The following is a 12363-nucleotide window of genomic DNA, read 5'->3' as shown; positions in this document are numbered from 1 at the left end:
AACAGCATGAGCAATGATCAAGTCAGAGCCCGGGACATCGTACGAAGCCTACCCGGCATCGTCCGAAAGTTCTCCACCATCGCCCGGGGCTATTACTACTACGCCGTGAAAGACCAGAACCGGGAGCTGACCCTCGGCACCCTGATCGAACGCAATGCCGAGCGGCACGGCGACCGGCCAGCGGTGTTGTTTGATGACCGGGCGATCAGCTGGAGCGAGTTCAATGGCTGGGCCAACCGCATTGCTCATTTTTTCCAGAACCAGGGACTGGCCAAGGGCGACGCCATCGCCGTGTTCCTGGAGAACCGCCCGGAATTGCTGGCCATTGTGGCCGGCGCGGCCAAGCTGGGCGTGGCCTGCGCCATGCTCAACACCTCCCAGAAAGGCAAGGTTCTGGAGCACAGCATCAACCTGATTGAGCCCAAGATGGTGGTTGTCGGTGAGGAACTGCTTGCCTCATTCGACGGAGTGAAAGACGGCCTGAAAACCGGGCATCCCGATCCTTTCCTGTTCATGGCCGACATCAACACCCTGAACGCCTTTGGCGAAGCCCCAGAATGCTTCACCAACATGGCCGAGCGGGTCAGCACCTTTAACAGCAGCAACCCCGCGCTGCTCGACCCGCCGCGCATGGGCGACACCGCCATCTACCTGTTCACCTCCGGCACCACCGGCCTTCCCAAGGCCGCGCCTGGCTCACACCGCAAGTTCGTTAAAGCCTACGGCGGCTTCGGCATGATGTCCCTGGCCATGGAACCGGAAGACGTCCTGTACTGCACCCTGCCCCTGTATCACGGCACGGCCCTGCTGGTGTGCTGGGGCTCGGTGCTTGCCGGTGGCTCTGCCATCGCGGTGCGCCGCAGGTTCTCCGCCAGCGCCTTCTGGGACGACGTCCGTCGATACCGCGCCAGCACCTTCGGCTATGTTGGCGAACTCTGCCGCTACCTGCTGAACCAGCCGGCCAGCGAACAGGACCGGAACCACAGCCTGAGCAAGATGATCGGCAACGGCCTGCGGCCTTCCATCTGGCGGGAGTTCAAGGAGCGCTTTGGTATCGACACGGTGGCCGAACTTTACGCCTCCAGCGAAGGCAACATCGGCTTCAGCAACTTTTTCAACATGGACAACACCGTCGGCTTCTCCACCGCCCCGTACAAGCTGGTGAAGTTCCACGACGGCACCCGGGATCCGGTTCGCGACAAGAAAGGCTTCATGCAGGCAGTCGCCAAGGGCGAGCCGGGATTGTTGATCGGTGAGATCACCAAGAAGTGGTCGTTCGAGGGCTACACCCAGAAAGAAGCAACCGAGAAATCGATCCTCCGGGATGCCTTCAAGAAAGGCGACGCCTGGTTCAATACCGGCGACGTTCTGAAAGAAATTGGCTGCCGCCACCTGCAATTCGTGGATCGCATGGGCGACACTTACCGCTGGAAAGGCGAGAACGTCTCCACCAACGAGGTGGAGAACATCATCGACGGCTCTGGCATGGTCGAAGAAGCGATCGTTTACGGCGTAGAGATCCCGAACACCAACGGCAAAGCCGGCATGGTCACACTGGTGCCTCACAGCAATGGCAGCGAGTTCGACGCCAACAAACTGTTCGCCTACCTCAAGAGCAACCTGCCTCCATATGCGATTCCGGTCTTTGTACGGGTAACCCGAGCCATTGAGAAAACTGGCACCTTCAAGTACCGCAAGGTGGACATTCAGAAAGCTGGCTATTCACTGGAGCGGGAGAACGATGAGGTGTATGCCTGGTTGCCCAGAACCGAGGGTTATACGCAGCTGACGTCTGAGCTGGTTGCTGACATCGATGCCGGGAAGGTTAACTTCTGAGGTTTGGTTTGGGGGCTTGTCTCTGCCCCACACCAAGCCATCCAGGCTAGGTGCGGTGCAGATCCGAATATTAAGAGCTGACCTTAAGCACCACCTTCCCAGTAGCACGACGCTCGGTCAGAGCACCTAAAGCCTTGGCGTAATCCTCAAACTCGAAGACTTCGCTGATCTTCGGATCGATCTTGCCTTCGGAGTAGAGCTTCATCAGCTCCATCATGTTCTGGGCACTGGCCTCGGGCTCGCGCTGGGTGAAGCTGCCCCAGAACACACCGACCACGGAGCAGCCTTTTAGCAGCGTCAGGTTGGCCGGGACCTTGGGAATGTCGCCGGCGGCGAAGCCGATGATCAGGTGGCGACCGTTCCAGCCCATGGCGCGCAGCGCCTGCTCGGTGAAGTCACCGCCGACCGGATCGTAGATGACATCCACGCCCTTGCCCTTGGTCAGGTTCTTGACCGATTCCTTCAGGGGCTCTTCGCTGTAGTTGATCAGCTCATCGGCACCGGCGGCCTTGGCAATGGCCAGTTTCTCCGCGGAGCTTGCCGCCGCGATGACTCGGGCGCCCATGGCTTTGCCCAGTTCCACCGTGGCCAGACCAACCCCACCGCTGGCGCCCAGCACCAGCAGGCTCTCGCCGGGCTGCAGGTTAGCGCGCTGTTTGAGGGCATAGTAAGAAGTACCGTACACCATGGTGAAGGCTGCGGCTTTCTCATCGGACATGCCTTCCGGCACCGGCAGCAGATTCTGTTCCGGTACCACCACCTCTTCGGCAAAGGCACCGTAACCGGTCAGCCCGGCAACGCGGTCGCCCGGCTTGAAACGTGTCACCTTCTCGCCCACCTCAATGACTTCACCGGCCATCTCGCCACCCGGGGAAAACGGCAGATTTGGCTTCAGCTGATACTTGTTCTCGATGATCAGGGTATCCGGGAAGTTCAGGCCGGCCGCCTTGACCCGCACTTTTACGCCGCGCCCCTTCACTTCCGGGCTTGTGACCTCTTCGATAACCAGCGTGTCGGCCGGGCCGTATTCCTTGCAGAGGATGGCTTTCATGGAATCTCCTGTAATGACATTGTTATAGGGCACAACACAGGCCAAGGATCTGCCTGAATTCAAGTACCCGTCAAGCTAAACAGTGTCACCCCATGAAGCAAATAAAGCGCTCTTATCTTTCTTTATAAACGCGACTTATTCAGATAAAAACGACCGCTACCCCGTCCCGTCTGCACTGGTCCGATGACCAAGAAAACACGTGCCTCTGTTTTTTCCATCGCAGATGAACCAGTGGCCGTTTTCCGCTATCCTGCGCGCACCCGCTCCGGGCCTCTTAGTGTTAGTTTTTTTGCTGTCAGGATGTGCCATGTTCGATATCGTCTACCTGCTTGAAATGACTGGAATCGTCGCCTTTGCCATCTCAGGCATGCTGGTGGCGCGAGCCAAGAACATGGACCCGGTAGGCGTCTTTACCATCGGCTTTATCACGGCGATGGGCGGCGGCACCCTGCGGGACCTGATCCTGGACAACCATCCGGTGTACTGGATTCAGCATCAGGAACTGCCCATGCTGATCCTGGTTCTAGCCATCGTGTTCAGTTACTGGCAGCGCGCCGGTCGGTTTCCTACATCGAAGATTGTGCTGCCGGATGCGATCGGGCTGGGCGTGTTCTCCATTCTCGGTGCCCAGCTGGCGCTGGACCTGGGCCACTCCTGGTTCATAGCCTCCCTGCTTGGCGTGATGACCGGTACCTTCGGCGGCGCATTGCGCGACACCCTGTGTAACGAGGTGCCGTCCATCTTTCGCAAGGACCAGATCTACGCGTCGATATCCTTCGCGGGCTGCTGGATCTACTTCCTGTTCCAGTGGTTCCTGGAAAACGAAGCCCTGGCATTGACGATAGGACTGCTCTTTATCGTCATTTTCCGCATGGCGGCTGTTCGCTTTGACATTCGCTTACAACGGGATACAACCCAGAGCTAATTCGTCGGCTAATCTTTAGCACACTGCCAATCATCCCTTGGCCTGAAAGGCTTCAGCCGGTAAGATTGCCGTTTTTTCGCGCAATCCGCGTTTCCCATTCGAAACCGATTCCCAACTCCTATTTTGGCATCCTGAGAGGCAGACTCCCGTCATGCTTGAACGACTGTTCCAACTCCAGGCCCACGGCACTACTGTTCGTAAAGAACTGGTTGCGGGCATCACCACCTTCCTGACCATGGCCTACATCATTGTGGTCAACCCCAGCATCCTGTCGTCGACCGGCATGGATTTTGGTGCCGTGTTTGTCGCCACCTGCCTGGCGGCCACCATCGGAACCCTGATCATGGGTCTTTGGGCCAACTACCCTATTGCGCTGGCTCCCGGCATGGGCTTGAACGCGTTCTTCTCTTTCACCGTTGTCGGCAGCATGGGTTACAGCTGGCAGGTCGCGCTTGGCGCGGTCTTCCTGTCCGGTGTCATCTTCTTCCTGCTCAGCGTCCTCAAGGTGCGTGAGTGGATCATCAACAGCATTCCCATGTCCCTGCGCTTCGGCATTTCTGCCGGTATCGGTTTCTTCCTGGCACTGATCGCCCTGAAAAATGCCGGCATCGTGGTGGATAACCCAGCCACACTGGTCGGTCTCGGTGACATCAAAGTTGCCGAGAGCCTGCTGTTCTTTGGTGGCTTTGTTCTGATCTGTGCGCTGTCGTTCCGGCGTGTGACCGGTGCCGTGATGATCGGCATCATCGCCATCACCGGTATTTCCATGATGCTCGGTATGGTTGAGTACAACGGTTTTGTTTCTGCCCCGCCGAGCCTGGCACCGACGTTCATGCAACTGGACGTGGCTGGTGCCCTGAATGTTGGCATGATCAGCATTGTCTTCGCGTTCCTGTTTGTTGACCTGTTCGACACCTCGGGCACGCTGATTGGTGCCGCCCAGCGCGGCGGCCTCCTGGACAAGAACGGCAAGCTGCCGCGCCTGGGCCGCGCCCTGATGTCCGATTCGGTCGCCACGATGTCCGGCGCCGCTATGGGCACATCCACCACCACCAGCTACATTGAATCCACCGCCGGCATCTCTGCCGGTGGCCGTACCGGCCTGACCGCCGTGGTCGTCGCTGCCCTGTTCCTGGCATGTCTGGTGTTGTCACCGATTGCCAGCATTATCCCGGCCTATGCGACCGCGCCCGCGTTGATGTACGTGGCCGTACTGATGACCGGCGGTCTGAAGCTGGTGGACTGGGACGACATCACCGATGCTGCACCGGCAGTGGTAACGGCACTGATGATGCCGCTAACCTTCTCCATCGCCAACGGTATCGCCCTGGGCTTCATCACCTATGCCATCATCAAGGCCCTGAGTGGTCGCTGGTCTGATCTCAACGCGAGTGTCGTAACCATTGCGGTCGTATTCGTCCTGAAATTCATCTTCCTTGATGCGGCGTAAGCCGCATCCAGCGTAATCACTGGATCTGTCATGGATTATTTCTCTGAAAGCATCAAGAAGGCGATTCGCACCGTCCCGGACTGGCCCAAGCCCGGCGTCGCGTTTCGCGACATCACCACGGTCCTACAGGACAAGACCGCGTTTCGTAAGCTGATTGATGCCTTTGTCCATCGTTATCACGGCCATGAAATTGATGCCGTTGCTGCCGTCGACGCCCGCGGCTTTATCATCGGCTCAGCCCTGGCCTACGAGCTGAACGCCTCCCTGGTTCTAGTGCGCAAGAAGGGCAAACTGCCGTTCGACACCCTGGTCGAGGACTACGAGCTTGAATACGGCACCGCCTCCGTTGAGCTGCACAAAGACGCCTTCAAACCCGGCGACAAGGTTGTCCTGGTCGACGACCTGATCGCCACCGGCGGCACCATGCTGGCCGCCACCCGCCTGATTCGCCGAATTGGCGCGGAGATCGTGGAAGTGGCGGCGATGATTGACCTGCCCGACCTCGGCGGTTCCCGAAAGCTGCAGGAAGATGGGCTTCAGGTTTATACTGTCTGCTCGTTCGACGGAGAATAAACAGACAGCGCACGGGAGGCGGTTATGCAGGACTATCAACACCACTGGAAAGATGGCACGCCCGTGCACTTGCCTCTTGGCAAGATTGTCTGCATTGGCCGCAACTACGCTGAACACGCCCGTGAACTGAACAACCCGGTTCCGGATGAGCCGCTGCTGTTTATCAAACCCTCGACAGCAGCGGTGTACATAACCCGCCCGCTGGCCGCGCCCCACGATCGCGGCGAGGTTCATTACGAGGCCGAGCTGGCCGTCCTCATTGGCCGGCCACTGACCAACGCCTCCGCCAGCGAAGCGGAAACCGCCATTCTTGGCTACGGTCTGGCGCTGGATCTGACACTGCGGGATATTCAGAGCAAGCTGAAAGAAAAGGGCCAGCCCTGGGAACGGGCGAAGGCCTTTGATGGCGCCTGCCCACTCTCGCCATTCATCGCCGCAGACAAACTGCACAAAGACCATATCCAGTTCACCCTGGATATCGACGGCGAGCGTCGCCAGACCGGCGACAGTCGCGAGATGCTCAACCCCATCGTGCCGCTGATTGCTCACATCAGCAGCCAGTTCAGCCTGCTTCCTGGTGACATCGTACTGACCGGAACCCCCAAGGGCGTCGGGCCACTGCAAATCGGGCAAACCCTGTCCCTAGAACTGGAAGACCTGCTGTTCGTCGAAACCAAAGTGGTTTAACGTTCGGCCTAAGCAAACTTATCTCCGGTTGAGGACGTACAACCTGCATGGCAAAAAAACCGGTAACTTCCCGTAGTGGTCGATTCCTGAAACTCGCAGGCATGACGGCTTCCGTCGCTGGGCAATACGCCGGCCAGCGGGCACGCCGAATATTCCGGAGCGAGAATGACGACGGCGCGCAAAGTGAAAGCTATACCCGCATGGCCGGGCAGATAGCCGACACGCTGGGCGAGCTTAAGGGCGCGGTCATGAAAGTGGGCCAGATCGCCTCACAGACCCAGGATTTCCTGCCCAGGGAATTCTCCGACGCCCTGCAAACCCTGCAGAAAGAAGCGCCGCCGATGCCGTTCCCGGTCATCGTGGAGCAGATCGAAACCGAACTGGGCAAATCCATTGCCGAGTTGTTCGAATACCTGCAAGAGACACCCTACGCTGCCGCCTCCATCGGCCAGGTTCACCGCGCCCGTCTGCACGACGGCACCGACGTTATTGTCAAAGTGCAGTACCCCGGCGTGGACGATTCCTGCGATTCTGACCTGAAGCAACTGCGCCTGGCACTGAAACTGGGCGGCCTGCTGAAAATGCCCAAGGAAGCGGTCGACCAGCTATTCGGCGAGATTCGGGAGCGGCTGAAGGAAGAGCTGGATTACGTCAACGAAGCGGAAAACCTACGGCTATTCCGGAAATTCCATGAGAAAGACGACTGGATCATCATTCCCGACGTGATCGACAGTCATTCCACCCGCCGGGTGCTGACACTGGAGCTGGTGGAAGGGGATCACGTCAGCGAGGTGACCCCGGCGCGCTATGACCAGGACACCATCAACCTGATTGGCCACCGCATCTTCACCACCATGGCGGACCAGCTGTTTCGCTTCCGGTGCATTCACGGCGACCCTCACGCCGGCAATTTTGCCTACCGGCCAGACGGTTCGATCATCCTGTACGACTTCGGTTGCGTAAAGAAGCTGAAACCCGAGATCATCAAATCCTACCGTCAAGCTTTGGTAGCCGCGCTGCAGGAAGACTACCAGGCCCTGGACCGGCATCTCATTGACCTGGGCGCACGGGTGGAAAGCCAGCCGGCGGTGGACGAAGCCTATTACGCCATGTGGCGGGACATTCTCATTGTTCCGTTCGAACAGGAAGAACCCTACGATTTCGCGGAAGCGGATCTGCACCAGCGCGTGGCCGCCAAGACCAGCACCGTGTTCAAATACCTGGAGTATTTCAAACCGCCGGTGGAGAGCATCTTCATTGACCGGATGATTGCCGGGCATTACTGGATGCTGAAGCGGCTGGGCGTGCAGGCAGCGTTCCGGTCAGAGCTGGAAAAGTATCTGGAAACCTCGCTCGACTGAGCCGCGATCAGAAGTAGCCAACGAAACGGCCCAGCACCAACACCAGCAGCCACACGGCCAGAGACACCAACGCGCCGGCCCGCAGCCCCAGGCTAACCGCCCCATCGCCAGGGCCCGCGGTATATCGGGCCATGACCACCACGATATTCACCAGGCCAAGCAACAGTGCCAGCAGCTTGGCCCGGAACCAGAACGACTCCAGGTACTCGGTGGCACGGGTGATGAACATCAGGCTGCCCGTGGTCACTGCCAAGGCCAGGCCGACAGCTGCTGTCGTCCGCAGCACCCGCCAGAATGGCTGCAGGGGGAGGCTCGACCAGAGCCCCAGCAACCTCAGATCCAGAGGCACAATGCCGCCCACCAACAAGGCAATCCCAAGGATGTGCCCGGCATTGATCAGCGGATACCACCACACCGATCCGGCGAGTGCCTGCGCCAGGCCACTCTGCTCCAGGACAACCGCGACGTCTGCCATCAACGACGTCAGGACGGACGGTCCGGGTAGAGGTTGTAATCCTTGCCATCGATGACGACGCGTTCAGCCTTGACCCGGCGTTCGTCCGCTTTGGCGGACTTGTGGCCGTGCACGGTAATTACGCGCCCCTCGGACAGCAACTCGGCGGTGAGACCGGCACGCTGATTGCGCCACGGCTGCCCCACTTCGATCAACCAGTCCTTGCCATCAACATTCAGTGTTACCTCACCGTGGGGATTGCCCAGGCGTTTGGCGACGATGGTACCGGTGATTTCAAACTCCTGATCCGTAGCCCAGCCCCAGCCATGGTGCGCCGTTGCCGGAATGGAACCGAAGAGCAGGATAAGAGGAAGTAACAACCAGAGAAAAAAACGTGTTGAAGACCACATGATGCGTCCCTCGCATTCAGTCTTTGCCTGAGAGTAGTACAGGCACTGCTGATGGGACAGCTCGACCCGTAACGGGTTCAATCCAGACTGGCAACCCAATCGGCGACACCTTCGCAGGCAGCCTTCTGAATAAAGCGGGCGCGGGACACGGACGGAGGCTCCGCCGGATCGACGACCGTGACGGGAACCCCCGGCTCCACTTCATAGACCAGGCCTGCGGCCGGATAGACCTGAAGCGAGGTGCCGACGATCAGCAGATGATTGGCGGTGCGAACCATCTCGGCGGCAGCATCCAGCATCGGCACTTCTTCCCCAAACCAGACGATGTGGGGCCGTAACTGGGCGCCACGCTCACAGGTTTCGCCGGGCTGGATGTCCCGATAGCCAATGTCGTAAACAAGATCCGGGTGCTGGGAACTGCGGGCTTTGGTGAGTTCACCGTGGAGGTGAATAACGTGGCTCGAGCCACCCCGCTCGTGCAGGTCATCAACATTCTGGGTCACGATGGTTACCCGGTACCGCGATTCCAGTTCCGCCAGCAACCGATGGGCCAGATTGGGCTGGGCAGATTCCAGCTGCCGGCGGCGGTCGTTGTAGAACCGCAGCACCAGCTCCTGGTTGCGGGCAAACGCCTCCGGCGTCGCCACATCGTAGACGCTGTGTTCTTCCCACAGGCCGCCGTTATCGCGGAAAGTGGAGAGACCACTTTCGGCGCTGATGCCAGCGCCGGTCAGTACGACGACGTGATCACGCATCAGTCGAAAATCTTGCCAGGGTTGATGACACCATTGGGGTCAAATACCTGCTTGATCGCCTTCATGTAGGCAATTTCCGCCTCGCTGCGGGTGTAATGCAGATACGGCTTCTTGGTCATGCCCACGCCGTGTTCGGCGGAGACACTGCCCTGATATCGCTCGACAATCTCGAACACCCACTTGTTGACCTGCTGGCACTTCTCGAAGAAGTCCTCATTGGCCATGTCCTCGGGTTTGAGGATGTTCAGGTGCAGGTTGCCGTCGCCAATGTGGCCAAACCAGATGATTTCGAAGTCCGGGTAATGCTTGGTGACCACCTCATCGATTTCGGTCAGAAAACCAGGCACCTTGGACACCACCACGGAGATGTCATTCTTATAAGGCGTGCGCGGCGCGATGGACTCTGAGATCCGCTCCCGCAGCTGCCACAGGTTCTGGGCCTGGGTTTCGCTCTGGCTGATGACGCCGTCCAGCACCCAGCCCTGCTCCACGCATTGCTCGAACAGGGCCATGGCATCGTCCATTACCTGATCAGACACCGCCTCAAACTCCAGCAGCGCGTAGTACGGCGCCTCGGTCTCGAACGGCGCCTGCACCTGGCCGTGAGCCAGCACATGCTGCATGGCCTGGTGCGAGAAGAACTCATAAGCGGTCAGGTCGATCTGCTTCTGGAAGGTCTGCAGCACGTCCATGGTGTTGGTGAGGTCGTTGAGGCCCAACACCAGCACGGTCAGGTTATCCGGCTGACGAGTCAGCTTCATGGTGGCTTCGGTGATGAAGCCGAGGGTGCCTTCCGCGCCAATGAACAGGTGGCGCAGATCATAGCCAGTGTTGTTCTTTTCCAGATCCTTGTTCAGTTCCAGAATATCGCCCTTGCCGGTCACGACTTTCAGTCCGGCCACCCAGTCGCGGCTCATTCCGTAGCGGATCACCTTGATACCACCGGCGTTGGTGGACAGGTTGCCACCGAGCTGACTGGAGCCTGCCGAGGCAAAATCCACCGGATAGTACAAGCCGTTCTCTTCGGCCAGATTCTGCAACTGTTCCGTGACCACACCCGCCTGGCAGTGCACCGTGCGGTCACTTGCATTGAATTCCAGCACCTGGTTCATGTTGTCGAACGCCACGACCACTTCGCCATTGGCAGCGACGGCACCGGCACTCAGACCGGTGCGACCACCCGACGGCACCAATGCCACCTGATTTTCATTGGCAAACCGCACCAGTGCCTGAACCTGCTCGGTGGTTTTCGGTAACACAATGGCGGTGGGCTTGGGCGGGTAGATCTTGGTCCAATCCTTACCATAGGCCTGCAGATCGTCAGGATCGGTCAGCACCTTGCCGGCATTATCGCCGGTGGCAATCAACTCTTTCAGGGAGGCGATGATTTGTTCGGAATTCATGGATAGGTCAGTCTCGTCGAGGTTGGTCCGGGGACCGGTAACCCTGCGGTTACCAAAGCCTTTTATTCAGGCAATCCGGCGCGCTGTGAAATTCTGCGTTTATGGTATCATACCGCCCCTGTTCTGTGAGCCAGCCCTGACGATCACTGGCCACAGGTCATTTCACGTGACGAAAGGTTCGGAAGCAAGCCCATGTCAAATACGTCTCTCGAAAAGAGCAAAATCCGGATCCTGCTGCTGGAAGGCGTGCATCAATCTGCGATTGATACCCTGAATGCCGCAGGCTACACCAACATCGAATATCTGACTCACTCTCTGGCCGAGGAAGACCTGATTGAGAAGATTGCCGATGCGCACTTCGTTGGGATTCGTTCGCGCACCCAGCTGACTGAGAAAGTATTTGACGCTGCCAGGAAGCTGGTAGCAGTGGGATGTTTCTGTATCGGTACCAACCAGGTGAACCTGCAGGCGGCTACCCGTCGCGGCATCGCAGTGTTTAACGCCCCCTTCTCAAACACCCGCAGTGTTGCCGAGCTGGTTCTGGCCCAGGCTATTCTCCTGCTGCGCGGCGTACCCGAGAAGAACGCCAAGGCGCACCGCGGTGAATGGCTGAAATCCGCCAAGGACAGCTATGAAATTCGCGGCAAGAAGCTGGGCATCATTGGCTACGGCAACATCGGCACCCAGTTCAGTGTCCTGGCCGAAGGTCTCGGTATGGATGTCTACTTCTACGACGTTGTCTCCAAGCTGTCGATTGGTAACGCCACCCAGGTAGGCACCCTCCAGGAACTGCTGAACATTTCCGATGTGGTGAGCCTGCACGTTCCGGAAACTCCGGCCACCAAGTACATGTTCAAGGCTGAGCAGTTCGCCCAAATGAAGCCGGGGGCCATCCTGATGAACGCGTCCCGCGGCACCGTGGTCGACATCGACGCCTGCGCCGATGCCCTGAAGAGCGGTAAGCTCCTGGGTGCGGCCATCGACGTGTTCCCTGTTGAGCCCAAGTCCAACACTGAAGAGTTTGTGTCACCGTTGCGCGAATTCGACAACGTGATCCTGACTCCGCACGTAGGCGGCTCCACCATTGAAGCGCAGGAAAACATTGGGCGCGAAGTGGCTGAGAAACTGGCCATGTACAGCGACAACGGCACCTCGGTGTCGTCGGTCAACTTCCCGGAAGTCGCCCTGCCGTCGCACCCGAACCAGCACCGCCTGCTGCACATTCACGAGAACGTGCCGGGCGTAATGTCCGAGATCAACCAGGTATTCTCCGAGAACGGCATCAACGTGTGCGGCCAGTACCTGCAAACCAAGGAAGACATTGGTTACGTGGTAGTCGACGTAGACAAGGCCTACGGTGAGCTGGCGCTGGAGAAGTTGCGCCATGTGAAGGGAACTATCCGCTGCCGCGTGCTGTTCTAAAGCAAGCAGCATCGATTGGATAGCAAAAAACCGGGG

General features: G+C 58.7%; 12 protein-coding genes. 7 read left to right on the top strand and 5 right to left on the bottom strand.

All coding sequences use genetic code 11. The annotated features are described in order from the left end of the window. Positions 1 to 6 precede the first annotated feature (6 nt). Positions 7 to 1836: a long-chain-acyl-CoA synthetase gene (locus tag FCS96_RS05615; protein ID WP_138439224.1), complete on the top strand. Its 1830-nt coding sequence runs from the start codon at positions 7 to 9 to the stop codon at positions 1834 to 1836. Positions 1837 to 1906: 70 nt separating this feature from the next. Here FCS96_RS05615 and FCS96_RS05610 read toward each other — a convergent pair whose 3' ends face one another. Continuing rightward, positions 1907 to 2887, bottom strand: a complete 981-nt coding sequence (locus FCS96_RS05610; protein ID WP_138439223.1) for an NADPH:quinone oxidoreductase family protein — start codon at positions 2885 to 2887, stop codon at positions 1907 to 1909. Positions 2888 to 3194: 307 nt separating this feature from the next. Here FCS96_RS05610 and FCS96_RS05605 point away from each other — a divergent pair, with 307 nt between their 5' ends. From FCS96_RS05605 to FCS96_RS05585, 5 genes are all read left to right on the top strand, one after another. Beyond that, complete coding sequence (locus FCS96_RS05605) at positions 3195 to 3812, top strand: trimeric intracellular cation channel family protein (protein WP_138439222.1); 618 nt, start codon at positions 3195 to 3197, stop codon at positions 3810 to 3812. Between the two features lie 151 nt (positions 3813 to 3963). Continuing rightward, complete coding sequence (locus FCS96_RS05600; RefSeq protein ID WP_138439221.1) at positions 3964 to 5262, top strand: NCS2 family permease; 1299 nt, start codon at positions 3964 to 3966, stop codon at positions 5260 to 5262. Between the two features lie 30 nt (positions 5263 to 5292). After that, on the top strand, positions 5293 to 5835 hold the full coding sequence (locus tag FCS96_RS05595; RefSeq protein ID WP_041339715.1) for an adenine phosphoribosyltransferase: 543 nt from the start codon (positions 5293 to 5295) through the stop codon (positions 5833 to 5835). 24 nt (positions 5836 to 5859) lie between these two features. Continuing rightward, complete coding sequence (locus FCS96_RS05590) at positions 5860 to 6522, top strand: fumarylacetoacetate hydrolase family protein (protein WP_138439220.1); 663 nt, start codon at positions 5860 to 5862, stop codon at positions 6520 to 6522. 47 nt (positions 6523 to 6569) lie between these two features. Next, positions 6570 to 7883, top strand: coding sequence for an ABC1 kinase family protein (locus FCS96_RS05585; RefSeq protein ID WP_138439219.1), 1314 nt, complete (start codon positions 6570 to 6572; stop codon positions 7881 to 7883). A 7-nt stretch (positions 7884 to 7890) separates the two neighbouring features. Here FCS96_RS05585 and FCS96_RS05580 read toward each other — a convergent pair whose 3' ends face one another. The 4 genes from FCS96_RS05580 to FCS96_RS05565 form a co-directional block, all read right to left on the bottom strand. Then, positions 7891 to 8358 (bottom strand): hypothetical protein, encoded by a 468-nt coding sequence (locus FCS96_RS05580; RefSeq protein ID WP_138439218.1) that lies wholly within the window; start codon positions 8356 to 8358, stop codon positions 7891 to 7893. 8 nt (positions 8359 to 8366) lie between these two features. Continuing rightward, positions 8367 to 8747, bottom strand: coding sequence for a DUF6152 family protein (locus FCS96_RS05575; protein WP_138439217.1), 381 nt, complete (start codon positions 8745 to 8747; stop codon positions 8367 to 8369). A gap of 77 nt (positions 8748 to 8824) precedes the next feature. Next, the gene (locus FCS96_RS05570; protein WP_138439216.1) at positions 8825 to 9502 is read right to left on the bottom strand and encodes an SIR2 family NAD-dependent protein deacylase; all 678 of its coding nucleotides are present in this window, start codon (positions 9500 to 9502) and stop codon (positions 8825 to 8827) included. Next, positions 9502 to 10905: an FAD-binding oxidoreductase gene (locus FCS96_RS05565; protein ID WP_138439215.1), complete on the bottom strand. Its 1404-nt coding sequence runs from the start codon at positions 10903 to 10905 to the stop codon at positions 9502 to 9504. The genes FCS96_RS05570 and FCS96_RS05565 overlap by 1 nt, the downstream gene beginning before the upstream one ends. Positions 10906 to 11097: 192 nt before the next feature. On the opposite strand from FCS96_RS05565, the gene serA reads away from it, so the two are divergent. Then, positions 11098 to 12327 (top strand): phosphoglycerate dehydrogenase, encoded by a 1230-nt coding sequence (gene serA, locus FCS96_RS05560; RefSeq protein ID WP_138439214.1) that lies wholly within the window; start codon positions 11098 to 11100, stop codon positions 12325 to 12327. Positions 12328 to 12363 lie beyond the last annotated feature (36 nt).

The sequence above is a fragment of the Marinobacter alexandrii genome, from assembly GCF_005871205.1.
Classification (GTDB): domain Bacteria; phylum Pseudomonadota; class Gammaproteobacteria; order Pseudomonadales; family Oleiphilaceae; genus Marinobacter; species Marinobacter alexandrii.
Note: the sequence above shows the minus strand (reverse complement) of the source record. Positions and strands in the feature narration are given on the sequence as shown.